Consider the following 23,794-nt stretch of genomic DNA (forward strand, 5'->3'; position numbering starts at 1 on the left):
TCATAATGGGGTTCAGGTTCAGAAAGTCGATCAACATTATTCCTGGCGTTCGCCTCAACCTGAGTAACGGTGCACCGAGCCTGAGTGTCGGGCCGAGAGGTGCTTCCGTTTCTTTTGGTAGCCGGGGGACCTATGCCAATCTGGGCTTGCCCGGTACCGGGCTGAGTTACCGTACCCGGCTTGACCGGGCCGCGCGTTCCGGAGGTGGAAACCGGACGGCAACCGACCCGGGGCTCAGACAGGCGCTTGAGCAGGAAGCCGCTGAACTCATGTCAGCGGTAACCGCAATCCGTAATATTCACGAGCTGACGCCGGATCCAAAAACAGGCATCAGCTGGGCAGAGCTGGAAGCAGTATACCTGCATAACAGAACGTCGCCTTTTCAGGTTCCGGCACCGGTGCGTCCAGAAAAGCCAGACTACCTTGCATTGCCGGAAAAGCCTGCCGAGAGCGAAGGCATTAGTTTTCTGGGTAAATGGTTTGAATCGGAATCAGCTAAAGCTGAGCGCCACGCCGAAAATCTTCGCCGGTGGCAGCAGGAGCTGATTGATGTGGAGCGTGAGAATACCCTTCGACAGCACCGGTACCAGCAACAACGGACGGCCTGGGCCGAACAGTATGCAAACTGGAAGTTTGAAGCAGAAGAACATGAAAAACGGCTCGCCACGGCTCAGGCAGATGCCCGGCAGCAGTTCCGGACAGACGCCGCGTTTTTCGAATCATACCTGGCGGGTGTGCTGGCAGAAACTGAATGGCCGCGTGAAACGATTGTTGCATTTGAAGTAAAGCCGGAGCTATCAGCAGTCCTGCTGGACGTTGATTTAGCTGAGATTGAAGATTTCCCTGATAAGATTTACGGCGTTAATGCCCGGGGCACGGAGCTGACGGAAAAAGCCATGACGCAAAAAGCCGTACGCGAAAACTATGCCCGCCACGTCCATGGCTGCTTGTTCCGCCTGGTCGGTATCGTTTTACATACGCTACCTTTCGACAACGTGATTGTGTCAGGCTTTACGCAACGGGTCAGTAAGCGGACCGGCTATCTGGAGGATGAGTATATCCTGTCCTGCAAATGCACTCGCAGCCAGATGTCGTCAGTAAATTTTGCAGGCATAGAACACATTGATCCGGTTGAAGCGTTAGGCGATCACCCGGTTATTCGAAAGATGAGCAGTACCTTCATTTTTCAGCCTATTGAACCACTAACCCTTTAAGCAGGCTAAATCTTACGATGCAATTAAATACCAGACAGGCCCGGATTTTTAAGCTTGCCAACTTACTGGGCACCGGCAAGCCCGTTTCCGCTGCCGACATTATAACCAGTCTGGAATGCTCAGAGCCGACATTAACCCGGGCCCTCAAAGAGCTACGCGAGTCATATTCTGCGGAGATCAAATACAGCAAGGCAGGTCATTCCTACCATCTCGTTAATCCGGGCCAGCTGGATAAAAAGACCCTTCGCCGGATGAATGAAGCGCTCGCACAGAATGCTGAACTGAAAACCGGTGAGTCTACAGGGAAGGTCGTACTCGATAAGGATAAAAAAACAGCCGTGTCCTTATCGCTACGCATGCGGATCTTAAGAAAAATTGACCGTCTGGCTGCGCTGAGTGGCTCGACCCGAAGTGAAGCGGTAGAGAAGCTGGCTCTGCACTCCGTTGACGAACTGATAAAAGAATACAGCGCTAAAAAGTCCTGACGCTAAATCTCAGACCGGGGTGAAAACCCCGGTTTTGTCATATTTTACCTCTGTATTGGCGTGACGTAGTTTTGATCTATTCTCCTCCCGCAATGCCAGCAGCGCCTTACTGACTACAAAACCTGGTGTCTTGACATCCTCTTGTGCTACACATCAATCTTTGGGCGTTTTACACTCCATTCATGCAGATCTGTGATGTATGATGAATTTCATACATAAGACAGTTTATTTTTGCCGGAGTTTTTTTCAGAAATCTTATATTCCAGTACGGTCTGAATTTTTTTCTCTGATAAGAGGCCATTCACATGTCGGTAATTCTATGGTGGTTAACTTATTTCTTTAATGCCGCTTCTGAGTATTTAATCTCCACCCGACAGATGTCGTGCCGTTTTATCAAATCAACAAACCCTGGCCTCTTCCTGAAACTACTCTCCTCTTCCGATCTCTTAAGAAGGAATTACATTTGAGACGCTTACCCGTATATCTGCTACTCGACACGTCCGGCTCTATGCACGGAGAGCCTATCGAAGCGGTTAAAAATGGCGTTCAGACGCTGCTTACCACGCTGAAACAGGATCCGTATGCACTCGAAACGGCTCACGTGTCAGTGATCACCTTTGATTCTTCAGCCCGACAGGCAGTCCCCCTGACAGACCTCCTGAGTTTCCAGATGCCAGCACTAACAGCCAGCGGCACCACGTCTCTTGGCGAAGCGCTTTCCCTCACGGCCAGCTCCATTGCCAAAGAAGTACAGAAAACGACGGCTGACACTAAAGGTGACTGGCGTCCCCTTGTATTCCTGATGACGGATGGAAGTCCGAATGATGACTGGCGTAAAGGCCTGAATGACTTTAAAGCGGCCAGAACCGGCGTTGTTGTGGCATGTGCAGCCGGGCATGATGCCGATACCAGCGTCCTCAAAGAAATCACTGAAATCGTGGTTCAGCTCGATACAGCTGACAGTTCGACGATTAAAGCTTTCTTTAAATGGGTCAGTGCGAGCATTTCGGTAGGCAGTCAGAAAGTGGAGTCCAGCAAAAAAGAAGTGATCGGTCTTGAAGACCTGCCACCGCCGCCGCCAGAAGTAAATGTGGTCTTATAATTTTATTGATTAAGGGGATATCATGTCTGTCAGTCTGAGCAAAGGCCAGGGCGTAAGCCTGAAAAAAAATGAATACGATCTCTCGTCCGTTACTATCGGCCTCGGTTGGGATATTAATGAGGAAAAGAAAGGTTTTCTCGGCGGGATCTTTGGTAAAAAAGAAGAAGAATACGACCTTGATGTGATCGCTTTCCTGTGTAATTCAGCCGGAAAGGTGACCGATCTCGGCAATGTGGAAAATGGTAAACCAACGCTTGTGAATGGCGATATCATCTTTTTCAACAGCCTTCGCCATAAGTCAGGCAATATCTGGCTGACGGGCGATAACCGAACCGGAGCCGGTGACGGTGACGATGAGCAAATTATTGTGCGCCTGAATTCCCTTGACGCTCAGTACGAGAAAATTGTGTTCATCGTTCAGATCTACAATGGTGAAAAGCTCCAGCAGCACTTTGGTAAAGTTCAGAATGCCTTCATCCGGGCAGTAGATGCCCGTAATATTGAAATGGCACGATTCGATCTTTCTGGCGGACCCGCCTTCGCCAGCCAGCGCTCCATGGTCTTTGCCGAGCTGATACGCGAGGCTACAGGCTGGAAACTCAGGGCAATTGGTGAGCCTTCAGAATCAGATTCGTTTGTCTCGCACCTGAGGAATTACATGTGATGCGCCGCCTGCCTGTTTACCTTGTTATCGACACATCCGGCTCGATGCGCGGTGAGTCAATCCATTCCGTTAACGTTGGAATTCAGGCGATGCTTAGCGCTCTTCGCCAGGATCCCTACGCCCTCGAAAGCGTTCATATCTCCATTATCACCTATGACAATGAGGCGCGTGAGTTCATTCCTCTCACGCCGCTGGAAGACTTCCAGTTTTCTGACATCGTTGTGCCAAGCGCAGGCGGGACGTTCACCGGTGCTGCCCTTGAATGTCTGATGCAGTGTGTTGAACGGGATGTACGTCGCTCAGATGGTGATACCAAAGGAGACTGGCGTCCTCTGGTATTCCTGATGACTGATGGAACCCCTTCTGATGCCCTGGCGTACGGTGAAGCGGTAAAAGCGATTCGCGGCCGGGGATTCGGATCCATCATTGCCTGCGCCGTTGGTCCTAAAGCAGGCCATGAGCACTTAAAACAGCTCACCGATAAGGTTGTGTCTCTGGAGACGCTAGATTCAACCGCGTTTGCAGGTTTCTTTAAATGGGTATCGGCCAGCGTGTCTTCCGGCAGCACAAGCGCGGGGATTAATAACGGAACTGATACCCTTCCCCCTCCTCCACCAGAAATCCAGCTGGTGCTCTGACAGACAGAAAGGTGCTGTTTCCGGGCAGCACCTTTCTGTACAGCAACGTTTTCTGCTGGCCGTACCAGCCGTACGAGGAAAATTATGAGACGCCTTCCCGTGTTTTTTGTCCTGGACTGTTCAGAGTCCATGATTGGTGAAAACCTGAAAAAAATGACTGATGGTCTGCAAATGATCGTCGGAGATTTAAGAAAGGATCCACACGCACTTGAAACAGCCTGGGTCTCGGTAATCGCATTTGCCGGTGTAGCCCGTACGATTGTACCTCTTCACGAAATTGCCTCGTTCTACCCTCCCCGCCTTCCCGTTGGCGGCGGTACGAGCCTTGGAGCTGCATTGCGTGAGCTGACCGTGCAAATTGATACCCAGGTCAGAAAAACCACTCATGAGGCTAAAGGCGACTGGAAACCCGTCGTGTATCTCCTTACCGACGGACGTCCGACTGACGACACAACCGCAGAAGTGAAGCGCTGGAAGGATCACTACGCGAGTAAAGTGAATCTCATTGCCGTTGGCCTGGGGCCGTCAGCGGACCTGAATATCCTGCGGCAACTGACAGAGAATGTCATGCTGTTCACCGAATCTCAGGAAGGGGACTTTACCCGCTTCATCAAATGGATCACGGCCTCGGTTACGGCGCACAGCCGCAGCGTCGGGGACGACAAACAACCTGAGCTCAGCCAGACTGAATACATAGTCCGGCTGGCCAAGGACGAGCCAGTAAAAGCGTACGACGAAAACTGCGTTACGCTTACCGGCCGTTGCAGCAAGACCCGTCGTCCGTACCTGATGAAGTATGAACGGCCACCAGCAAGGGTTTCCGGGCTCGATTTCAGTCTGAACCTGAACAGCTTTAATATTGCCGGATGCTATCCCATCGATGAGGACTATTTTGCGTGGTCAGATGCCACCGCTACCGGTTTGCAGGTAAATACCAGCGAACTGCATGGCGTACCGGGTTGCCCCCACTGCGGTAATGCCAGTGCGTTTGCCCTGTGCTCATGCGGAAAGTTGCTGTGTATTGACGGCCCGGATGACGTGATCTGCCCGTGGTGTGAAACAGGCCTGTCATTCAGCAATGATGGCGGAAACACTAACTTCGACGTAAACAGAGGGAGAGGTTGATGTCGCAAAATGCTTTACTTGAAGAGAAGATTATCCGCTTAGTTCTGTCTGAGCTGGGCCACCCTGTTGAAGGTGAGCGGCTTTTACTTCTATCGCAGGACCCATCCCTTACCGAAGAAATTATGCGGCTTAAAGAGCGGATTGAGAGCCTTGCACAGGGTTTATCTGCGCGGGTTAGCGAAGGTGATAACGACGCAGAGATTGCCGCCTCGTCAGCATCCAGTCTTTCCGATCAGCAACAAACGGTCGTAAGTGTTGCTGATAACCCGGGCATTGACGCTACCGATACATCAGCACTGCAACCCCTGCCAGAAAATGAGCCTCATCCTCCGTTCTGGAAGCTGATGCCTTATTACGAATTTGATAAACCAGCACAGAGGGAAGACGAAAACCTGTCTTCCCTGGTATTAAAACCCGGGCAGATACCGACAGGCCAGCAGCGGGCCAGCTTAGCTGTGCCACCTGCCGTTCCCCCGAGAGCTAAAATAACGATCCCCAACGCCCGCGCAGGCGAACGTTTCTCTTCGCCGGTTGCTATCGTTCTGGGTGAGGGCCAGCAGGCTACTGTCAGGGACGTTGTCTTTCCCCGGAACATTGGCCTGTCTTTTGACAAAGAACAGGAGTTGCTGACAGGTACTCCCACCGAAAGCGGCGATATAGAGCTTTCAGTAATCTGGTCATGCACGTCGCACGACGAATGTGAAACAAAACAGCTATTTATAATCAATCCCGATCCGAGAAGCCTGTGGAAGGTGGTAGAGCCACCAGCAGACGCTCCCTACCCTAAGTCCCATCTGGACGCTGCTGGCCTGGTCAGGGGTGATATACGTATTGCTGCCGCCAGTCGCCGGGGACGCTCTCATGAGCATGCCGGAAGCTTCAGAGATGACGACTTCTACATCAACCACTGCCAGGAAACAGGATGGTCTGTCATGCTGGTCGCAGACGGAGCCGGTAGTGCGGTAAATTCCCGGGAAGGCTCCCGGATTGCAGTCAAAACGGCTGGCGATTACCTTTTAAATCAGCTCAGTGGTGTGAAAGGCGTCCATTTAAAGCAGCACATCACGGCGTGGGAAGGGAGCGATCAGCAGGCAACAATAAACGCCATGCTTCATCATTTTAAACAGGCAGCTACGCTCGCGGTCAACAGTATCCAGAACGAAGCCATTTGTGCAGAACAACCTGTGAAATCCTATTCAACAACCCTTCTGGCAACTGTAGCGCTACGAACTGATAACGAGCTGTTTGCGACTGCATTCTGGCTTGGTGATGGTGCGATAGGTGCATACAGCCCTTCCGGTAAAGTCAGGATACTGGGAAATCCCGATAGCGGAGAATACGCAGGACAAACCCGTTTCCTTGACCAGAGCATTATCGCAGACCCCTCGTTTAGCGGCCGCATCAGCGTGGGTAAATGGAATGATGTATCTCACTTGATCCTCATGACAGACGGCGTCTCAGACCCTCTGTTTGAGACGGATAATGGGCTTCGCAGTGACGAAAAATGGACCCGTCTCGTTGATGAGCTCAACCCTGTCCTTACAGACGCCAGTATTGCGCCTGAGAGGTTAGGCGACTGGCTTAACTTTTTCTCCACAGGGAACCATGATGACCGCACTATTGCGGTGTTGTGGTAAGGGATACGCTTTTTCGGTGATCAATATGGCAAATATCGTTACGTGCAAAACAAAGGACGGCGAAACAGTCCAGTATGTTGACGAGGTAATTGGTTCGGGCTCGATGAAGGATGTTTACTTTTCGCCTGATAAATCATACGTCGTCGCTTTTTATCATAAACCGCAGAACGAGCAGGCCCGGGATCGGATTGATATGATCACCGGACGCTACAGGCAAAACATTTTTGGCCAGTCCGGAGGTGAATACTGGAAGGACCTGTTTTGCTGGCCGACCCATGTTGTTGAGCATGGGCATAAAATCGGCATCGTGGTTCCAACCTACAAAAGCTACTTTTTCTTTAAATACGGCTCTAAAAACGATGATTTTCTTGGCATAAAAGGTCGTGAAAAGGAAGGCAAATGGTTTGCCAGCGCCAGCAACCAGAACAAATTTCTCGACCCACGTGAACGAGGCAATACGCTTACCTATCTCAAGGTCTGTCTGCTGCTGACAAGAGCCGTCAGAAGGATGCATGCGGCAGGTCTCTGTCACAGCGATCTAAGCTATAAAAACGTGCTTATCGATCCAGAAATGGGACATGCCTGCATCATTGACGTAGACGGCCTGGTTGTCCCTGGAAAGTATCCTCCCGACGTGGTGGGCACCCCGGATTTTATCGCTCCGGAAGTGGTGAAAACCAGTCATCTTTCCAAAGAGGATCCGAACCGCGTATTGCCAAGCATTACTACTGACCGTCATGCGCTGTCGGTGCTTATCTACATGTATCTGTTCTTCCGTCATCCGCTACGTGGCGGAAAAATACATGACATGTCGGATGAAGTACGTGATGAGACCTTATCTATGGGTGAGAAGGCACTCTTCATTGAACATCCGACAGACAAAAGCAATGCAGTCAAAGTCAGTCAGCTATCGTCCTTTTCACTGCCCTGGGCTGACCCGGAGAAAATTCCTTACACCATCATGGGCCCTTATCTGACACCTTTGTTTGAGCGCGCCTTTATAGATGGCTTACACGATGCCACTAAACGCCCGACCGCCGATGAGTGGGAAAGCGCCCTGGTTAAAACAGTCGATCTGATACAGCCCTGCCAGAACAAGGCGTGTGAACAGAAATGGTACGTTTTCTCGGGTAAGACAAAGCCGGTTTGTCCCTACTGCGGTACGCCATACAAGGGTAAATTACCGGTTCTAAATTTATATTCTTCCCGAAAGGAAGGCAGTTATCGTCCTGACGACCACCGGTTGATGGTGTGGAGCGGGCAGTCAATCTATGCGTGGCATGTGAATCGCCTCATTGCGCCAAATGAGCGTACAACCGATTTGCAAAGGAAACGAGTTGGGTATTTTGTTTTCCATAACGATCAGTGGTGGTTAGTAAATGAAGGCATAAATGGGCTTATGTCATTACCGGATAAACGACAGATTGCCATTGGGGAAAAAATTGAACTGACGAATAACGCTCAGTTTGTTCTGTCAAAGGAGGAAGGCGGCAGGCTGGTCGTCGTTCAGTTAGTAGAAAACTAACGGACGCCCATAACGACTAAAACGTTCTGGCAGCATACTGAACCTGTTTAATGAATCACTATATTAAGCTGTGTCAAATTTAAGCTGCCAGAAAAACTGACTGTCTGTGCCGGATATGCGGTACACCTCCTGCGGCAAGGGTTTAATGCGCAAAGCCCAATTTATTTATAAGAGTGAATAGTTTTGTGGCTCTACCCTGCCGCTCTCCTTTCCTGTGTCATGGTTTTTAACATCTGAAATACTGACATTGTTAAGCCGGTGATTGTATAAGGCGATGCGGACAATCTCATGAAGATATTCAAGTTCGTTTTGTGTCAAGGACTGGCCTTCCTGGGTTTTTGAAATCATTTCCTGCCAGCAGATCAGTCTTTCGTAACTGACATGTTCGCTGTTTTCCAGGCAGTGCAACCTGAAATAGCGAAGGAACAAAGGAAATTCATCGGTCTGAGCGATGTCATAAGCCCGAACCGTTAACCGACACAGACATACAATCGTATCCTGCTGTAACCTGACTAACGCGTTATGACTGCCCGGAAGGATATCAGGCAATTTCATCTTACAGTCAGCAAGGCGCTGAAGAAGAGGCCCTTCCTCTGAAGGCTCCCGTCCCCGATACTCCTGAAGAGGTTCAGATTCAAGTTCATGCATTAATGGATGATATAGCCATTCCCGGGAACTGGTCTCATCAATGATCAGGCTTTCAATGCACTCACTGTATGTTGTTTTACGTCGCCCGAGCTGCACCTGACTGATTTCATATTCAATATCTGGAAGATCGATACGCAATGCGGCAACTCTTTCGGAAGGATGAAGGTGGTCAAAGGTTAACTTCGCAGAAATGCTACGATCCCTGTCCAGAAAGACGGCCACACATAAATCATTAACCTTTACGAACAGATCAGCTGTGCCTCCGAACATACTGCCGCTTCCAATAACCTCATTCAGTGAAACCGGCCCACCATCGTCGCCAGCGAGAAGATTTGGGAAACCAAGAACCTGGTGCTCGTTGATGACTTCAATAATTTTTCCCCGGATGGCTTCCATCAGACCATCACAGTCACCGGCTACAGCAGTACTGTGTGAGAAATGCCAAAGCTTGACCTCCCCCTGCTTTGCTAACAGATCAGTTTTGCAAGCGGGGCAGATGCAGTTACAGTCGATACCCCGGCTGACCTCTGTAATATCTAAAAAGAGTCCTGATTCTCTCTGGAGTCCAAATGGAATACCAAATGTGTAACTCTTACGCATGGCTGCACCCCGTTTTTGATAATTATTCAAACTATATCCGAAATAACGGAGGAGGATTTCTGTAAAACGAATTAAAAGAAATGATTTTTTAGTTTTCCAGATTAATGTTTGACAAGAATCAAATGAGAGCCTTACAAATATGGAGAGAGAAGTTTAGGTAAAGTAACTTTTATCACAACTTCTAAAATTAAGGAGAATATCGGATGTATTTAGCAGTGGGCTTGGCTTATGATTAAAGTCTTTCTCCGAACTTAATAAGAAAGTTAAAAAGACAGGCTATTACAGTGCCTTTAGCCCCGAAAGGGGCATAAACTATTTTCAAATCCAGACACAGTCTTTTTGTTGTGCCAATATCAATAATTACTCGCGAACAAAGGTCCACACACTCGCAGGAACTTTGTCATATAACTTTTTCATTGTCAGTTCAGCTTTACGATGATCATAAGCACCAGAAATTTCAAGAGAGGCGACACCCGAGTTTTTTTCACATAACCTTTCAAATACTTTTTCGAGCGTTTCGAACGAACTACACTTACGGAATTTCATTAAATAAGACTGCTTTGTGTCAGACATAATCAACCTTCTTTAGACAGGCCTCAACTGGCCAGGGATAATCTTAATATCATTTTTCACTTAAGCCTAACGATTTCACAACCTTTTTCGTTGTTTCCACCCTGTTCATAACCAGGTACATGAGTGCTAAAATGACTGTAAATAAAACCAGTGTATCCCGGTGAGCAGGATGAAGAATCAATCAGTGATCAGACAGTTTTCGGAAAGCGAATTGCATCAGCAGCTGGAAACGTTCGGCAACCATGATAAACAGCTTTCACGCTTGATCCGTTACTTTTCCCATCTGAGATACAACACAGCTAAAACCTATCTGCACTGGCTACGAGTATGGAACGAATGGTATCAGGCGAATGCCCGGTTGCATACAGACTGGCCAGTAAGTTCGCTCCCCGTGTCTGAGGAAGCTCTGCTGGCGTTTATGGGGCATCTTGAAGGCAAATTGTCACGAAGCAGCATAAACAGCTGTCTTCAGGCCTTAAACAGTATCCATAAAAAAGGGCTTAACCTGCCCGGGATTATTACGTCTGAAGCATGGTACATGCTGGAAGCCTTAAAACAATCGGAAGCCCGGAAGCGAAAGACGACTAAACAGGCAACTCCCTTTCTTATTGGCGATCTCAAGGCTCTGATAAAGTTACGCAGTACTACAAACTCAGTTCGTAAGCTTCGTGACCTGTGCCTGATCTGGACAGGCTTTGAAACACTGCTCCGTTCATCCGAAATTCGCCGTATACGTCTGAAAGATCTGTCTCTGGATAGTATGACCGGTGAATTTAACCTGACGGTATACCGTACAAAAACGAACATCAGTACACTTCTTACCTACCGGCTGACACGTCAGTTAACTAACTGCCTCTTGAGATTGATGAACCTTGTGAAAATGGATCAGCACAGTCATCCGGATGAATACCTTTTCCAGGCCGTAAATTTCCATGATACAGGCTATATGCCACCCGGCTGGAAGCTTCGGAGTAAAGGGAATGAGCTATCTGAGCTTCTTAAACGGCATAACCTGCCCTACCGTGCTAAACAAAGTCTTCTGAACGATGAAGATGAGGAAGACACTGTGGACGATGCCGGTATGCTCAGCAAAAATTCCCTTTTACGGGCATTTAAAGAAATGTGGAATGAGCTTTATCCAAATGAGACTAAAACCCGTTACTGGACAGGGCACAGCGTTCGTGTAGGCGGTGCGATACAGCTGGATATTGAAGGTTACTCGCTACCACAGATTATGGAAATGGGGAACTGGTCGAATGAAGAAATGGTTATGCGCTACATTCGCAATATTGAAGCTGGTAAAAAAGCCATGATCAAGCTTATGCGAAATGCCTTTGATGAATAGCGCCCTCACGGGCGCATAACTTTATTTTTTCTTGAACGGGTTAAGTCTGGTGAGATTAGAGAGTGCCCCTCCCGGAGGCAAAATTCCCGTCCTTTTATATTTGTACACGCCATTTAATTTCATTGTCTGGATTCCAAGATTAATAAGCGTGACAAGTTTAAGGGTATACAGGAGTGTAAATTGGGGAGCAACCTGAATAAAAACTAATAACAAGCCTGCACACATTACACGTAGCCATGCCGCGTACTCCATGCTCAGCGGACGCTTGAAATAGAATCTTTCGAGCAAATCAACTGTCTTATTACTGATCCACGCCGCCGCCACTGAGAGTAACAACACGATGCACACCATAATGCCCAGTTCCATTTTCACTCCCTTCTCTTTTAGTCTGTTTAAGTTGAGGCTTAGCCACAGTAGTTTTGTTTTTTGCTTTTTTCTTAGGTTTGGTATGGTGAAACAGAAAACAATCCACCATTACCCAACCATTTTTATATCGAGCCACCAGCATCTTCTGGCTGGGGTAATGAGCATGAAACAGCATTTTCACGTCCATGGTGCCCATCAACGACTGTTTGCGCTTTAGCTCATCCTCAGCCATCTGAAATTCTTGTAAGAATTCTGAAGACAGACGCTGACGCAGAATTCTTATGGCACTGGAGTTTTCATCATTCTTTGCCAGGTGCCCGAAGCGTACAAGTGCCTTGTGGGTTATCTGGATGGGTCCCAGATGAGAGCTGAGCTGTTCGTACTGCCAGAAGTAGGTCAAATCCACCTTAACCCAGCTGATGCTGTCCAGCAGAGCCTCGTTCATGATGGTTCCGGACATAGGTACCATTGTCAGCCTGGCCAGACGCATATGTATGTAGTCCGTAAGCAACCTCAGCGACTCAGGAACGTTTTTATTGAGTAGGAGATGCTGAAGCACCGGGGTTGCGGTCTGCCAACACAGATTGCGCCCGTCAGGCAGGAAAGCAAACTTTTGATCGTCAGGCGCAGAGTTCGAAGCGTTTTCCTTACGAAGCAAAAAATAATGGCCGCACAGCAGCTCTGCTCTTACCTGGTCCTCGTCAGGGTCATGTCGGGCTTTACTTAGATCAACGGTTAGCACAACGCGGTTAATCGCATCAGCGTGATATTTTTTTACCCAGACGCAGACACGATAGAGACGCTCATCGATTTTCTGGCTGGCTGTGGAAATCCATTGCATTGTTGTTCCTTAATTTTCGGGGCTGACAATGAAAATGCCCAGCTCAGCCCCCGGCACGAGTTCTGTATATTTCAGGCTCAGCTTCCGTTGGTTGGACGGACCCTGGCTGTTTTCAGGAGCCCAGTCAGAGAGCGTTTTTAATTGAGGTATGTTGCCTGCTGCGAAAATGGGCAAGGATGCTTTTACTACTGAATAATCAGTCTCAGCATATTTATTCCCGTTTCGTTCCTGCCCTTCAGGCCTAAATGCAAAAATGTGAGCAATCGGAACAGGGAAAGAGTTAGTTCGACAAAGGCGATAAGATTCGCCCTGCTTCAGTGGGTGAAATTCAAGACGGTGTAAAGCCTTATCGATATTAGACACGACATTCAAATTGGTAGTTGCTACATTTTTTACTTCTGAGGCTCTCCTGCGCTCCAACAAACTCACAAGTTGCTCTGCTGTTTTAACTTCCTGGTTTCGGTTTAGCCGCCATGAAAAAGTAACTTTTTTAAGCTGGGACTTGATGAAAAGGATATTTCTTGTTGAGTGCATAGCGACAAGGCCCGGGAGCTTCTTGTGCACTTTATCAAAACGGACATTCTTTTTATTATCGATACGCCTCATTGCCGCAGCAAAATCATTTTTTGCTTCGTTTATAGAAGTGATCAAGCTTTCGAGAAGATCTGCTCTTTCGGGGACAATGATTAGACCCGGGTATTTAGTGGTTACTTTGGTGGAATCATGACTTAATGACTCTATGTCATCCACACAGATGTCAGTAAGTGCCTGAATAATTTCCTCAACCGAAGCATCGTCTTTAATACTAACCCTGATGGGTTTAACCTGCTTCAAGCGCTCTTCTGTTCTAGATACGGTGGAGACAGTCATCAGGTTTGCCATCATCGGGGGGGTGTTCGAAAGAAAACACTTGAGCGAGTCGATGCGTTCCAGAATCTGGTCACGAAAATAGGGCAAATCGTCATAACTCATACGTTTCTCCAGGCTCATGTTATTTCCAATCAATTTTGCTGCCCAGGCTGACCTTGCAGAACATAAATGTCATGTAAACCTCTAAAGAAGTCATTTTGAAACAGCTTTCACAGCATGCGATTTATGTTCGATAGGGCTCATGAACAAAGGATGATAATGGAGACGCCATGGATAGTGGATAGTCTTACCCACCTGGGTGATCCGATTGAGGCGAAAACGACCATTTATACAGTCAACTGACCAAAGCCCGGGAGAAACTAACCTCTTCCAGCGGTAAAAAGAGAAACCTGCAACACAGAGGTCATGCTCCAGGAAATGTTGAGTTTCGACGACGCGAACTTTTATCAAAAACCCCAGCATTGGCGAAAACCAGATCAACAACCATGTTGGCGGCAGGATGACTTTGTTCAGGAGATGATCTGTCATAAGCAAGGCAGATAACATCAGAAAACTGATAGTCAACCACAGGGCCATCCAACCGGCCCATACGCGGCTCTGACAGGGTTTCCATTCGAGAAGAAAAAGTTTTTTATGCATTCTGCCCCGCCTAATTTTAATGTATTGCCGAAGTATGCTGCATCATGATGGTGGTGCGGGGAAAGATTTCAAACTTCCACAATTCTGAAGCCGTGTTCCAACCATGAAAGATCCCGTCTCCACAGCGAGTGTTAAAAGCAAGAATTTCATCCCTGACCTGGTAAGCGAGCACTTCTGGCATATCAATAAACTCAGGTAAGGAAAGAAGAATTCCATGGATAACTTCTCCGGTTAACTTACTCATAACCTCTTCCTCAGACAGGGCAGCGTCCGGGAACAAACACAACGGAAGTGAAAAACAACATAGGTCAAGACCAATAGCAGCCCTTCCTGCGTCGTAGCCTTCTTCATTAACGACAAAACGAAAGAATTTTTCTGTCTCACCCCGTAATGATGACGGTCCTTCAGACGGAACTTCAATACCACTGAAGACTTTATCGGTCCAGTTGGTAAAAGGACTGGTGAAAACCCAACAAATTAAGGATAACGCCAGCTCTTCCTTAAACATACGTTCAGTGCCGGTAGTTCTGGAAAGTTGCTTTTGAGTACTCATGTTTTACCTGTTGCATGAAATTATTGATGTTATATAAACACAACCGGCATTTTATCTAATAGGTTTGAAAACACTAAAAATCGCAAATGCTGGTACCTTTCTGTTTTAAGAGATTTTCAAGGTAAAGTGAGGCTAGATCAATTGGCTGGTTCTCTTCAAGACAGGCTCGCACAAGATCTTCAATAGAGACCGAATCAACCCCCCTTCCCTGTAAAATTTCTTTAGCAGATGCCAGCGTTTTATGAACGCTTCGACTTAGTTGTAATCTGACTTGTGTGCGGGTATCAAAAAGACAATCTTCTGTGACACTTTGTGAAACGGTTCTACTCATTGAAAAATCACTCCATTTCTGGGATCGAATGAAAATTAACAGCTATAGATGTATCAGGTTTCCCATTTTCTACGATACTCAACCACGTACGCGCTGAGATTTGTTGTTCACAGACGAGTATGTAACCTGTTCCCTGTTGATGATGTAGCTCAAGAGCTTTTAGGATAGGCTCTGAATGAGGTCCGAGAGCATCACGCGTGTGAATAAGCGTTTGCTCTGGCAATACGTTGCTAAGCATAGACAGCAGAACATTACGCTCATCCTCATTATCCGACAAAACAAGAATTATACGAAAACCCGTTTTTATACGAAATCTGATTTCTGAAACTAACTTTCTTAATCTTAATTTATATATGACCAGGCGGAATCGAGTCATCAGTAAAGAGACCACTGTGAAGATAACGATTACTGCGCCATATTTTGACCTGTAGAACCACCAGTTAAGGCCTCCAGCAACTATCAGGATTAACATTAAAATTAAACTCCCATAGAAAAAAAGTGCTGGGTAGCGAGTTGTCTTTCCTTCAATTAGTGCTGAGGCAAATATCAAAATGGATATTCCGTAAATTACCCAGTCAAAAATACTTTCTCCAATCATTCTTTAGTGAACATCCTTAAAAGTGGAAATGTAGGTTTATGGGTTTATGCATTTTCCTGATGGCCTTGACAACCAAGGATTTCACAGAAATTGTCACAGTGTGAAGCTGTAACAAAGCGCTCTCCACGTTCGAATCGCTCAACCAAATCCTTTCTTACTTCACTTCCAGGTTTCTGGAAGATGTACTCAAGCTGGAGATCCTCGGCCGTTGAAAGTAGTCGTTCTATGCTGAAATCAACATGGTAAAAGCAAAACTGATTATCAACCGGGGGAAAGTTGCTTTTGGTACTGTTCTCGTTTTTGGATTTTAGTTCATTCATGAGCTCTCCTTGGTTGAGAACAGTATACAAATCTCTTTAGGGATTTTTTTTCGTTAATAGCACTTTTTTGAGTTTAAAGAGTATGTTCATACCAGAGCATTAGAGGCTACGAAAAGGATAATGGAATTAGAAAGATAGATTTTAAGTGGTGATGTAAGGTGGGATAGGTAGAAGAGGAGTAGACGCTTGTAAGCGAGGCAAAAAAAAGGCACGGAAACCGTGCCATAAGAGTATGTGAGAAAAAATCAAAATCAGGGAAAGAATCAAGCAGCTTGTGAAACTGAATCTCCAACTGCAAGATTTAAATTTCTTAGGTTATCGAAAACTTCAGATACTAAGTCATTACGGTCGTGGATTTTAATCCGCCCACCGGTTAACTCTGAAACATAAACGGTATGGCAGAGGTCAGTAACCACTTCGCCGTATTCATCAACGACTTCCAAAGATGCAATCATCGGAATATAAGAAGCCGCAGCATAGCTCTCATAAATACTTATTATGGAGTCATTGTTGCGTCGAGAAATTACCCTACCAGAAGGTAAAGCCTCATCTTCCATATAGCAATCAGATAGGTCCTCACAGAAGTCATTTTCTTTAAGTGAAATATTAAGGGTCAATTCACTGTTGATAGAGCGTGAATAAGAATATTCACTCAGTTTATAGCAAGCCAAACTTATATCACTAAAAGTTTCATAAGCTTTATAGAGGCTCGATGTTATAGACTCAGATACAAATGTTATTAGTCCAATAAAATGAGTATCCCAGAACTGTTGCAAAGCAAAACGGGCAATCATAACCTGACCATCAACCTGCATCAGTCTGTTATATTCATCCCGGTCATAACCTTTCGACTGAGAAACATCATTAGACATGCTAAGAACTTCACTACAAACATCATCATATTCAAAACGGCTAGTTGCAAAGTGTTTTCCTGAAATCTCAAGGTACTGACCAGAGACTGCGTCAAACACCTCAAGAAAGTAACAGAGTCGAGATTTTAAAGATTCTCTGTTTAAAGCTTCTATTTCATTCTCAGAGATACTATCGACATATAAATCAACAGCATTCTTGAGTTCAATAGCTTTGATATTACAGGTAAAAGAAAGCTCGTCACTTTGACAATGGCAAACACTTAATACTATATCCGCCTCATCAAAATCTATGCCAAGATAGCTCAGAACTGCTCGGACATAGTTTTTATCATCAGATGAATGTGTCATATACACTACCTCAAATTTGAGAGGAAGTGCCCCAGAAGGGAAGCGACTTCCCCACTGGGTTAGATAAAAGTTTGGTTAAGCTAAAAGAAGATGCCAGCGACAGATTTTACATTGTCATAGACAAGTGTCTTCAGCCAACCAAAGTTACTTTTTTGGACTGAAGCAAAAGGATCATTGAGACGCGTTACGAAAATCGTCAAAAGCTTCAGTTATTAGTAATGTGCGATCAGTTACTCTGTATCGGTCATTACTTTCGAGAGATACGTAAGTTGAATGCGAAGAATCACAGACAACACGCCCTCTTTTATTGATCAATCTTACTTCCATCATCACCGGCACATTGATAATTGAAGCAACATCGGTATAGAGGGATATGAGGGCATCATTGTCACAATATAACGCCCCGTTCCCATCAAATGTATCGTTAAACTTAATATATATATCTGGCATATTTGCCGGATAATCATCAGTATTGAAATCAATGCATAACTATAAGTCATCATTAATACGGCGATTAATCTTATGCTGCCCAACACGTACAAAGCCATGTTCAACAGCTTTGATAATCCTTAAAGTTTCATTAAGACAATCTGTAATTCTTTTCTCGACAAATGAGATAAAGTCACCAAAGTCGGAATGAAAAAACTGTTTAAGTGCAAATTTCGCAACTAACACTTTCCCATCCACCTTCATTTTATCGAGATAAAGATTTCTTATAGCATCAGTAGAAGAATTAGCTTTAGATAACTCTTCACAGTCATTAATAATCATTGAAACAATATCAATAACTTTAACTGGGCTTAAAGTATTACTATATCCGCGAATATCAAACGTAAAAAATCCGAAATTCTTAAATACTCCAAGAAAATAAATTATTTTTTGTTTCAAAAGAATAGAATCGGAGTAAGATGCGTTGTGCTTTATTAGTTCAGATATGTAGAGATCCAACATACAATTTAAATTATCGATATCTACATCGTAATCAAAGGTTACTTTGTCGAACGAAGTATCAGATAATTGAACGGTTATATCGTCAGCGGGAACATTAAGGCCTAAATTTTGATAAAGAAAGGCACTAACAAATTCCACGTGGTCAGATTCTTTAAACATTTACACTACCTCATGACTAAAAAGGAAGTGCTTCCCACCGGGAAGCAAGTTCCCGGATGGGTTAGATTAATTATAAAAGAGTTCTTCAGAAGGTACATGCATTTCTGGTTTGAACTGTTTTAAGGAGTTGTTTATAGCTTTTCGATATAACCCTGAAGAGTGTGGCTTAAACATTTGATATTCCGTAACGAGCAGAGGAGACGTAAAGCATCCTAAGTTCACTAGTGAAATATTTGATGTTTCTTCACAAACATCTAATTCAGCGTATATCCGCCTCTTCATTACCCTGCCTGCTAAATAGCGACGAACATGATTTATAAACTTGTCCGCATCTGATATAGAATTAACTATATAATCAGATGTGACTATCTGATTAGATACAGTTTCAGGTATAGCTTCGGCTATTATTTTTACGTTCATTTCATAATCAACACTATGGAAGCAAGCAAGAATTTGTGGCTTCGCGCTTTCTAAAATCTTTTCAAGAACAGAAAAAATCAGAGAGAACTCGTTTAAAATTCGCTTTTGTATAAGTCCATGTAGATGTTTTATGAAAGGAGAACCGTGTTCAACAAGGCCTAGTATAAGATCCTTAGAGGCCAAATCTGAGCGGTAATAAACGTATTCTAGATTATCCCGGTTAAATCCTTTGATAAGCAAATCAGGCTTCTCTGAGACCAGTCGTAAATGAGTTGAAGCTATAGAAACTTCAAAACGAAAGTTCGCGAGATTTACAGGGCCTGCTTTTAATGTAGCCGCTTCGGAAAAATAAATGAAAAGAGGATGCAAATCATCGTTACCACAGTAAAGATGGTCTGCGCCCTTAAGATATTTCACCAAATGAGGTAGAAAAGATATTACTGGAATATCAGCCACAAATCGAATATGCCGAAATGGTTTTGAATCCAAATATATATTTTCCACTACAGCGCCAACAAAACCCATTTTAACAAGAATAGATTCAACTAACTTTTGTATCGCATTCATTTAAATACCCTCTTAATAGAGGGATTTCTCCCAAAGGGAGAAATCCCTATGGGAGAAAATAATTTTAATTAATAATTGTAGCGAAGCGCATGTTCTTTTTCACTAAGATGGTTTTCATATTCCGACTTACCAGAACTTAAACACTCTTTGAAAAAGACCTTTGAAAAATTCTTCAAGTCACTTCGGTTGTTAATTTCTTTGTCAGACATCAACTTAGCTGAGTGTGAGGTATCCACAGGCCCCAACCACCATTCATATTTAATATAAACACAATTGGTTTTTGTATGTCCATTTAGAAATCGTTTTGCATTTCTAAGTATTTTTCTACAACCGTTAAGGTCTGAAAGTAAGATATCTGGAGCAATGAGCTCTTCCAGAATATGACCAGGTAAGCCTTTCCTAAAAAGCTCAACATCGTAACTACAATACCAGTCACGATAATTAAAAGCTTTAATAAGTCTTTCAGGTGTATCCAAAGATATCTTATTCAGGATTTTTAATGCAAAGCATACAGCATCTTTTAACAACTCGTGCACCTCAACATTGATAAATGAGAAAAACGAGCTTAATTCTTTCTCTAAGGAATTATACAACTTACCGTAAATATCCTGAGAAAAAAGATACTGCAATCTTTCTTTATTATAAGTGCAATTCGAAATTGAATAGACTTCTCCTCTTTCGATTTTGCACCCTTCCCTTAAAACTATAGGAAACCTCAAATGGTTAACAATGAAAGAATGATTCTTTCTTTGCTTCAAAGCATCTAATTGAAATTTCGTAATTTCCTCCAGATTTGCATCTTCAAAACCTGGAAAGGGAATATCACAGAAACAAGAACTATATGCTTTTGCTGATTCATACATAAACTCCAGTGAAACATCAGCATCAAAAGACATACCAGAGAACATGCCCTGCCCATTGTCTAAAAATGTAATGTTTTTAACCTGTATTTTTTTATGTTGAACAACCAAAAAGGCATTAATGATTTTTTCGATAATTTTCATGTGATCCTCTCTCAATAAAAAAGGGATCACTCCCATATGGGGTGTGATCCCCACATGGGTATAATTTAATTAAAAATCTGTAAGACCTAAATCTTTATTTCTACCACAAACTGTAGAAGATATAAGACGTTTTACTCGCTTTCGAGCACTTCGGCCTGACGTATCTTTCAAGTACATCGGTAATGACAATGATGAGATTTGATTACTTCGCTTATGATGGCAGACTATATAGCCCTGCCTCCACCCCGAACGCACAAACTCACGGATGCGGTTAATATATGCCGAAGCTTGAGATTTTGTACTTATCGATTCAGAACACTTTAAGTTCTGTTCGATAGAGTAAAGCTCAGCCGCCATTAATTTCACCTCATACAGGTCATCCCCATAACTTATAGTTTTCAACAGCTCTTCCTTTTCCCGAATGAAAAATACTTGCTGCATTCCAAGGATCAGGTCATAGGCCTCTCGAAAGAGGTCGATAAGCTTATTACGAACATAAATCATAAACTCCTCAAAGTGCTGAAGCCAGAAATAAGCCGCATTACTTATTTGTGAATTGTGAGAACAAACAAGCCCTTTAGCAAGCTCGACCTCTTCCTCCCGAAAAGTAAAGTTACTTTTCTTAAACCGACTTTGTTCAAAAATGCTTTGATGCATTTCTATCCATACAGAAACAAAACCGAGGGATTCAAATTCTTCGTTTAACAAATGTAAACTTTCGAAGATTTTCTGAATTTCGATCCCGATGTCATATGACAGTGGACATTCTTTTATAGAATAAACATAACCGGGTAGGAAGTGAGATAAATGCTCAGTTCGCAAATATAAACTGAATTTAAGTTCTGTCAGTGGTTGTTTCAAAGATAATTTAGATGATTCGCTTATATTTACTGGTTCAACACCATTTCTAATCAAAATAGCTTTTACCAGGTCCGTAGCTAACTTCATACAGCCTCCAGTCGTTATTGAGGCCTCCCTGATGCAGGTTGGCCATCAGGGAAAATATGTAAATCAATTAGCAACCAATCAGACCGTTGCCATTACATTGTCAATGTATCTGACAAGGGATGGGCGGTCGTCCTGTAAGGCAAAACGGCGAAGGTCATCAAGATTATACGCAGGAAGATAATCAGCGTAACCTCGAATACGAAGGTCCTCAACCACAACTTTTATATACTCAAATCGTCCAAGATTTCCTTTTAATGGGGGTTTTCCTGGACTAGACAGCATATCGTCTGCTTGCTCCCATGTGATTTCTTTAGCTTCACCACTATGTAGATCAAGATGGACATATATGAATGACTTATAATCTCCACGGCAACGAAGATAATATTTCGGATAGAAATATTTGTCACAACGCAACAAACACGTTCCTGAAGGACGAACTACGTACAACAGGTTTCTGTCATTTTCTAATATGCCATGTTTCAAAATCGTTATATCTATCTCATTATCATGCAGCAAATAGCATGACGATGGTTCATTGACGATGCGCGATTTTATAACAGCAGCAAATTTATTAAAAACTTCGTTAGTTTGAAAATTCATTAAAATGCTCTCCGATGTAAAACGACGAGCATCACCATAACGGTAATACTCCCGTTATGGGTTTTAATAGTTTATGGAATAACCATGTCATACAACCGACCATAGCCAGTAGTACCGCACATTTATTTAACTGAGCAAGCATCTCAGCCGTGAAAAGACCTTAAAGGCAGGTAATTATCACGAAGGAAAGCGGTTATCTTATCAATACAATTTAAAAAATAATATTGATAAGATAACCCCCCCCGCAAAATGCGGGGGAGTTATCGTTGTTACAGCTGATTAAGACATTCAGGAGCCCAGTGAATCGGGAATCCATCCTGCCCTGTTAACTGGAGAACATCGTTCCAGTCGATACCCTTTTTCCCATCAGGAATATCTTGTGCTGGTTCGAAGACTTCAATTGTCAGCTTTGATGCGGGATATCGTTTAGCCAAAAACTCAACCATGCGGCTTTGAAGTCGCTGAGCAGCTTCGATACCGGCACGAGTGCCTTGTGAGTTAGCAATATCCTTATCCGCCCAGATATAAAAGTTTATATATTTTACATCCGGCGGAGGCAGTAAAAAATCAGGAACAGTAACGTTTTCAAGGCACCATGCGGAGCTGGCTGCCCAGCATGGTGTTGAAGTCGCTTCTACAACAGAAAGCGCATTCTCGATCCCTTCAGCCACTCCCAGTGTCCAGGTCGAACTACCTGAATCATAGTGAGGGTCAAACAACTGAATTGAGCCACCTGTCATATCGGCAGGAGGCTTCATCATCAGCTTTGGATTTTCTACAGGTGCCTTATCACCGTTTTTGTCTACGTATGTTCTATGGATAGTCAGAGGCCGACCTCGGGTGTCACGATAGATTGCAATCATTCCCGGATAGATAATCGATTTCTGCTTATCTTTATCCCAATAGTAGATCCGGTTATTAAAGCCTAAATCCTTTGGTAAGTGACTCAGTAAGCGGGAGATCCCACGATTACGGAGGTACAAAGCAACAGGAGTATTAGGCTTTATTTCACCGGTATAGTGATACATCACATCAAGTTTTCGCATTCGCTTTGCCACTTCCTCTCGGTCAAGAGTTTCTGTGGCACGAACTGCTGATTTATAGCGTCGTTCATTTTCAATGTCGGCGTCAGTTAACGGAGCATGCAGATCCATCCCGAAAAAATCTGAGAGAATCTTTTTGCAAGTCTGCGTTTTACTTAATTCATAATATTTCGCCAGAACATCAATTCCGTCGCAAAACTCATTTACCGGAAAGTCATTATGGATCGCACATCCGGTATAAAGGTCTTTTTGCCGGAAACGAAACTTCGATTTCCCTGCGCCAGTAAACGGGCAAGGAACCTGGCTCGGGGCTTTTGCACAAGCGTCTTTGAAAGCAGGTATTCTTTCGAATATATACTTCCAGCCAGACACTTCAGCAATTCGAGCATGAACGAGTTTAATAAAGTGTTCAGATACTTCCTGTGGTTTACGACGAAGAGCCGGGGATGCATAAGTCATGATGATCTCTCTTATCTGGCATTGTGAGTTTCTCAATGCCTTCTGCGGTGCAGAAGACAGGGAGAAACCCACAACGCAGAATTTAAGAAAGAGGGCCCGGGGGCCCTCAACATTTATGCTTCAGTCGTGAAGCCATTATTCTCAAGACGCTGTATGTAGTTATCTACAAGTAACGCAGCCTGCTGGCTATTACCCTCCGCTATAGTGACTTCGCGGAAGATTCTTTCCTGAGGGCTATCATTGCTTATAACTTCACCAACACGTCCGAAAATACGGACTTTATGCATCGCACCGACTTTTTCATGTTCTACACGGTAAGTTTTTATCTGAGTCATATTTTGCTCCTTAT

At 44.5% G+C, this 23,794-nt stretch carries 27 protein-coding genes; 9 read left to right on the forward strand and 18 right to left on the reverse strand.

Annotated features, from left to right (window positions below; all coding sequences use genetic code 11):
- The first annotated feature begins 5 nt into the window (after positions 1 to 5).
- The 8 genes from ACJBF3_RS21555 (at position 6) to ACJBF3_RS21590 (ending at position 8,390) form a co-directional block, all read left to right on the forward strand.
- The gene (locus ACJBF3_RS21555; protein WP_011152964.1) at positions 6 to 1,214 is read left to right on the forward strand and encodes a DUF4236 domain-containing protein; all 1,209 of its coding nucleotides are present in this window, start codon (positions 6 to 8) and stop codon (positions 1,212 to 1,214) included.
- A gap of 17 nt (positions 1,215 to 1,231) precedes the next feature.
- Complete coding sequence (gene terW / locus ACJBF3_RS21560) at positions 1,232 to 1,699, forward strand: tellurium resistance protein TerW (RefSeq protein ID WP_001176767.1); 468 nt, start codon at positions 1,232 to 1,234, stop codon at positions 1,697 to 1,699.
- A 463-nt stretch (positions 1,700 to 2,162) separates the two neighbouring features.
- Positions 2,163 to 2,801: a VWA domain-containing protein gene (locus ACJBF3_RS21565; protein ID WP_001253657.1), complete on the forward strand. Its 639-nt coding sequence runs from the start codon at positions 2,163 to 2,165 to the stop codon at positions 2,799 to 2,801.
- A 22-nt stretch (positions 2,802 to 2,823) separates the two neighbouring features.
- Positions 2,824 to 3,465: a TerD family protein gene (locus tag ACJBF3_RS21570; protein ID WP_000116681.1), complete on the forward strand. Its 642-nt coding sequence runs from the start codon at positions 2,824 to 2,826 to the stop codon at positions 3,463 to 3,465.
- Positions 3,465 to 4,103 (forward strand): VWA domain-containing protein, encoded by a 639-nt coding sequence (locus ACJBF3_RS21575; protein ID WP_001253658.1) that lies wholly within the window; start codon positions 3,465 to 3,467, stop codon positions 4,101 to 4,103. The genes ACJBF3_RS21570 and ACJBF3_RS21575 overlap by 1 nt, the downstream gene beginning before the upstream one ends.
- Positions 4,104 to 4,187: 84 nt before the next feature.
- Positions 4,188 to 5,228, forward strand: a complete 1,041-nt coding sequence (locus tag ACJBF3_RS21580) for a TerY-C metal binding domain-containing protein (RefSeq protein WP_001253656.1) — start codon at positions 4,188 to 4,190, stop codon at positions 5,226 to 5,228.
- Complete coding sequence (locus ACJBF3_RS21585) at positions 5,228 to 6,865, forward strand: PP2C family serine/threonine-protein phosphatase (RefSeq protein WP_000081060.1); 1,638 nt, start codon at positions 5,228 to 5,230, stop codon at positions 6,863 to 6,865. Before ACJBF3_RS21580 ends, ACJBF3_RS21585 begins: the two co-directional genes overlap by 1 nt.
- Positions 6,866 to 6,890: 25 nt before the next feature.
- Positions 6,891 to 8,390 carry a helix-hairpin-helix domain-containing protein gene (locus ACJBF3_RS21590; protein WP_001284318.1) on the forward strand — a complete coding sequence of 500 codons (1,500 nt, stop codon included), beginning with the start codon at positions 6,891 to 6,893 and terminating at the stop codon, positions 8,388 to 8,390.
- A gap of 165 nt (positions 8,391 to 8,555) precedes the next feature.
- Here the strand turns inward: ACJBF3_RS21590 and ACJBF3_RS21595 are convergent, their stop codons facing one another.
- Together ACJBF3_RS21595 and ACJBF3_RS21600 are read right to left on the reverse strand one after the other, a co-directional pair.
- Positions 8,556 to 9,638, reverse strand: coding sequence for a hypothetical protein (locus ACJBF3_RS21595; RefSeq protein ID WP_001232447.1), 1,083 nt, complete (start codon positions 9,636 to 9,638; stop codon positions 8,556 to 8,558).
- Between the two features lie 360 nt (positions 9,639 to 9,998).
- Positions 9,999 to 10,211 (reverse strand): Hha/YmoA family nucleoid-associated regulatory protein, encoded by a 213-nt coding sequence (locus ACJBF3_RS21600; protein ID WP_001285422.1) that lies wholly within the window; start codon positions 10,209 to 10,211, stop codon positions 9,999 to 10,001.
- A gap of 169 nt (positions 10,212 to 10,380) precedes the next feature.
- On the opposite strand from ACJBF3_RS21600, the gene ACJBF3_RS21605 reads away from it, so the two are divergent.
- Entirely contained in the window at positions 10,381 to 11,556 is a 1,176-nt protein-coding gene (locus ACJBF3_RS21605; RefSeq protein WP_000795949.1) for a tyrosine-type recombinase/integrase, read from the forward strand.
- A gap of 21 nt (positions 11,557 to 11,577) precedes the next feature.
- On the opposite strand, the gene ACJBF3_RS21610 is transcribed toward ACJBF3_RS21605, so the two are convergent.
- The 16 genes from ACJBF3_RS21610 to ACJBF3_RS21685 all read right to left on the reverse strand — a co-directional run bounded on the left by ACJBF3_RS21610 (position 11,578) and on the right by ACJBF3_RS21685 (position 23,780).
- Positions 11,578 to 11,922, reverse strand: coding sequence for a hypothetical protein (locus tag ACJBF3_RS21610; protein ID WP_001805195.1), 345 nt, complete (start codon positions 11,920 to 11,922; stop codon positions 11,578 to 11,580).
- Positions 11,858 to 12,763: a hypothetical protein gene (locus ACJBF3_RS21615; protein WP_001198595.1), complete on the reverse strand. Its 906-nt coding sequence runs from the start codon at positions 12,761 to 12,763 to the stop codon at positions 11,858 to 11,860. Before ACJBF3_RS21615 ends, ACJBF3_RS21610 begins: the two co-directional genes overlap by 65 nt.
- Positions 12,764 to 12,772: 9 nt before the next feature.
- Entirely contained in the window at positions 12,773 to 13,735 is a 963-nt protein-coding gene (locus ACJBF3_RS21620; RefSeq protein WP_000119428.1) for a DNA replication terminus site-binding protein, read from the reverse strand.
- Between the two features lie 90 nt (positions 13,736 to 13,825).
- The gene (locus ACJBF3_RS21625; protein ID WP_000549069.1) at positions 13,826 to 14,272 is read right to left on the reverse strand and encodes a hypothetical protein; all 447 of its coding nucleotides are present in this window, start codon (positions 14,270 to 14,272) and stop codon (positions 13,826 to 13,828) included.
- A gap of 16 nt (positions 14,273 to 14,288) precedes the next feature.
- A complete protein-coding gene (locus ACJBF3_RS21630) occupies positions 14,289 to 14,825 on the reverse strand; it encodes a hypothetical protein (RefSeq protein WP_000107167.1) in 537 nt (178 codons plus the stop codon).
- Between the two features lie 73 nt (positions 14,826 to 14,898).
- Positions 14,899 to 15,156, reverse strand: coding sequence for a hypothetical protein (locus tag ACJBF3_RS21635; protein WP_001371933.1), 258 nt, complete (start codon positions 15,154 to 15,156; stop codon positions 14,899 to 14,901).
- A gap of 7 nt (positions 15,157 to 15,163) precedes the next feature.
- Positions 15,164 to 15,754 carry a hypothetical protein gene (locus ACJBF3_RS21640; protein ID WP_000578891.1) on the reverse strand — a complete coding sequence of 197 codons (591 nt, stop codon included), beginning with the start codon at positions 15,752 to 15,754 and terminating at the stop codon, positions 15,164 to 15,166.
- Positions 15,755 to 15,798: 44 nt separating this feature from the next.
- The gene (locus ACJBF3_RS21645; RefSeq protein WP_001004201.1) at positions 15,799 to 16,074 is read right to left on the reverse strand and encodes a hypothetical protein; all 276 of its coding nucleotides are present in this window, start codon (positions 16,072 to 16,074) and stop codon (positions 15,799 to 15,801) included.
- Positions 16,075 to 16,337: 263 nt separating this feature from the next.
- A complete protein-coding gene (locus tag ACJBF3_RS21650) occupies positions 16,338 to 17,294 on the reverse strand; it encodes a hypothetical protein (protein WP_000149830.1) in 957 nt (318 codons plus the stop codon).
- Positions 17,295 to 17,783: 489 nt separating this feature from the next.
- The gene (locus ACJBF3_RS21655; protein ID WP_031942301.1) at positions 17,784 to 18,404 is read right to left on the reverse strand and encodes a hypothetical protein; all 621 of its coding nucleotides are present in this window, start codon (positions 18,402 to 18,404) and stop codon (positions 17,784 to 17,786) included.
- Positions 18,405 to 18,470: 66 nt separating this feature from the next.
- Positions 18,471 to 19,391 carry a hypothetical protein gene (locus tag ACJBF3_RS21660; protein WP_031942300.1) on the reverse strand — a complete coding sequence of 307 codons (921 nt, stop codon included), beginning with the start codon at positions 19,389 to 19,391 and terminating at the stop codon, positions 18,471 to 18,473.
- A 68-nt stretch (positions 19,392 to 19,459) separates the two neighbouring features.
- Positions 19,460 to 20,395 carry a hypothetical protein gene (locus ACJBF3_RS21665; protein ID WP_000691119.1) on the reverse strand — a complete coding sequence of 312 codons (936 nt, stop codon included), beginning with the start codon at positions 20,393 to 20,395 and terminating at the stop codon, positions 19,460 to 19,462.
- Between the two features lie 69 nt (positions 20,396 to 20,464).
- Complete coding sequence (locus ACJBF3_RS21670) at positions 20,465 to 21,343, reverse strand: hypothetical protein (protein WP_000762003.1); 879 nt, start codon at positions 21,341 to 21,343, stop codon at positions 20,465 to 20,467.
- Positions 21,344 to 21,421: 78 nt separating this feature from the next.
- Complete coding sequence (locus ACJBF3_RS21675; RefSeq protein WP_001011130.1) at positions 21,422 to 21,943, reverse strand: hypothetical protein; 522 nt, start codon at positions 21,941 to 21,943, stop codon at positions 21,422 to 21,424.
- Positions 21,944 to 22,212: 269 nt separating this feature from the next.
- Positions 22,213 to 23,445 (reverse strand): toprim domain-containing protein, encoded by a 1,233-nt coding sequence (locus tag ACJBF3_RS21680; protein WP_000220379.1) that lies wholly within the window; start codon positions 23,443 to 23,445, stop codon positions 22,213 to 22,215.
- 113 nt (positions 23,446 to 23,558) lie between these two features.
- Complete coding sequence (locus tag ACJBF3_RS21685; protein ID WP_000192120.1) at positions 23,559 to 23,780, reverse strand: hypothetical protein; 222 nt, start codon at positions 23,778 to 23,780, stop codon at positions 23,559 to 23,561.
- Positions 23,781 to 23,794: the final 14 nt, after the last annotated feature.

Source organism: Enterobacter sp. PP-008-ECC_S150 (assembly GCF_045257065.1).
GTDB classification, from domain to species: Bacteria; Pseudomonadota; Gammaproteobacteria; order Enterobacterales; family Enterobacteriaceae; genus Enterobacter; species Enterobacter chengduensis.

Bases quoted from the DNA above. Each gene is read 5' to 3' on its own strand.
- ACJBF3_RS21670 (WP_000762003.1), bottom strand. From the start codon at position 21,343: ATGAAGTTAGCTACGGACCTGGTAAAAGCTATTTTGATTAGAAATGGT.
- ACJBF3_RS21605 (WP_000795949.1), top strand. From the start codon at position 10,381: ATGAAGAATCAATCAGTGATCAGACAGTTTTCGGAAAGCGAATTGCAT.
- ACJBF3_RS21585 (WP_000081060.1), top strand. From the start codon at position 5,228: ATGTCGCAAAATGCTTTACTTGAAGAGAAGATTATCCGCTTAGTTCTG.
- ACJBF3_RS21650 (WP_000149830.1), bottom strand. From the start codon at position 17,294: ATGACACATTCATCTGATGATAAAAACTATGTCCGAGCAGTTCTGAGC.
- ACJBF3_RS21590 (WP_001284318.1), top strand. From the start codon at position 6,891: ATGGCAAATATCGTTACGTGCAAAACAAAGGACGGCGAAACAGTCCAG.
- ACJBF3_RS21610 (WP_001805195.1), bottom strand. From the start codon at position 11,922: ATGGAACTGGGCATTATGGTGTGCATCGTGTTGTTACTCTCAGTGGCG.
- ACJBF3_RS21570 (WP_000116681.1), top strand. From the start codon at position 2,824: ATGTCTGTCAGTCTGAGCAAAGGCCAGGGCGTAAGCCTGAAAAAAAAT.
- ACJBF3_RS21580 (WP_001253656.1), top strand. From the start codon at position 4,188: ATGAGACGCCTTCCCGTGTTTTTTGTCCTGGACTGTTCAGAGTCCATG.
- ACJBF3_RS21625 (WP_000549069.1), bottom strand. From the start codon at position 14,272: ATGCATAAAAAACTTTTTCTTCTCGAATGGAAACCCTGTCAGAGCCGC.
- ACJBF3_RS21595 (WP_001232447.1), bottom strand. From the start codon at position 9,638: ATGCGTAAGAGTTACACATTTGGTATTCCATTTGGACTCCAGAGAGAA.
- ACJBF3_RS21600 (WP_001285422.1), bottom strand. From the start codon at position 10,211: ATGTCTGACACAAAGCAGTCTTATTTAATGAAATTCCGTAAGTGTAGT.
- ACJBF3_RS21575 (WP_001253658.1), top strand. From the start codon at position 3,465: ATGCGCCGCCTGCCTGTTTACCTTGTTATCGACACATCCGGCTCGATG.
- terW (WP_001176767.1), top strand. From the start codon at position 1,232: ATGCAATTAAATACCAGACAGGCCCGGATTTTTAAGCTTGCCAACTTA.
- ACJBF3_RS21675 (WP_001011130.1), bottom strand. From the start codon at position 21,943: ATGAATTTTCAAACTAACGAAGTTTTTAATAAATTTGCTGCTGTTATA.
- ACJBF3_RS21655 (WP_031942301.1), bottom strand. From the start codon at position 18,404: ATGTTTAAAGAATCTGACCACGTGGAATTTGTTAGTGCCTTTCTTTAT.
- ACJBF3_RS21640 (WP_000578891.1), bottom strand. From the start codon at position 15,754: ATGATTGGAGAAAGTATTTTTGACTGGGTAATTTACGGAATATCCATT.
- ACJBF3_RS21680 (WP_000220379.1), bottom strand. From the start codon at position 23,445: ATGACTTATGCATCCCCGGCTCTTCGTCGTAAACCACAGGAAGTATCT.
- ACJBF3_RS21615 (WP_001198595.1), bottom strand. From the start codon at position 12,763: ATGCAATGGATTTCCACAGCCAGCCAGAAAATCGATGAGCGTCTCTAT.
- ACJBF3_RS21630 (WP_000107167.1), bottom strand. From the start codon at position 14,825: ATGAGTACTCAAAAGCAACTTTCCAGAACTACCGGCACTGAACGTATG.
- ACJBF3_RS21685 (WP_000192120.1), bottom strand. From the start codon at position 23,780: ATGACTCAGATAAAAACTTACCGTGTAGAACATGAAAAAGTCGGTGCG.
- ACJBF3_RS21665 (WP_000691119.1), bottom strand. From the start codon at position 20,395: ATGAAAATTATCGAAAAAATCATTAATGCCTTTTTGGTTGTTCAACAT.
- ACJBF3_RS21620 (WP_000119428.1), bottom strand. From the start codon at position 13,735: ATGAGTTATGACGATTTGCCCTATTTTCGTGACCAGATTCTGGAACGC.
- ACJBF3_RS21660 (WP_031942300.1), bottom strand. From the start codon at position 19,391: ATGAATGCGATACAAAAGTTAGTTGAATCTATTCTTGTTAAAATGGGT.
- ACJBF3_RS21645 (WP_001004201.1), bottom strand. From the start codon at position 16,074: ATGAATGAACTAAAATCCAAAAACGAGAACAGTACCAAAAGCAACTTT.
- ACJBF3_RS21555 (WP_011152964.1), top strand. From the start codon at position 6: ATGGGGTTCAGGTTCAGAAAGTCGATCAACATTATTCCTGGCGTTCGC.
- ACJBF3_RS21635 (WP_001371933.1), bottom strand. From the start codon at position 15,156: ATGAGTAGAACCGTTTCACAAAGTGTCACAGAAGATTGTCTTTTTGAT.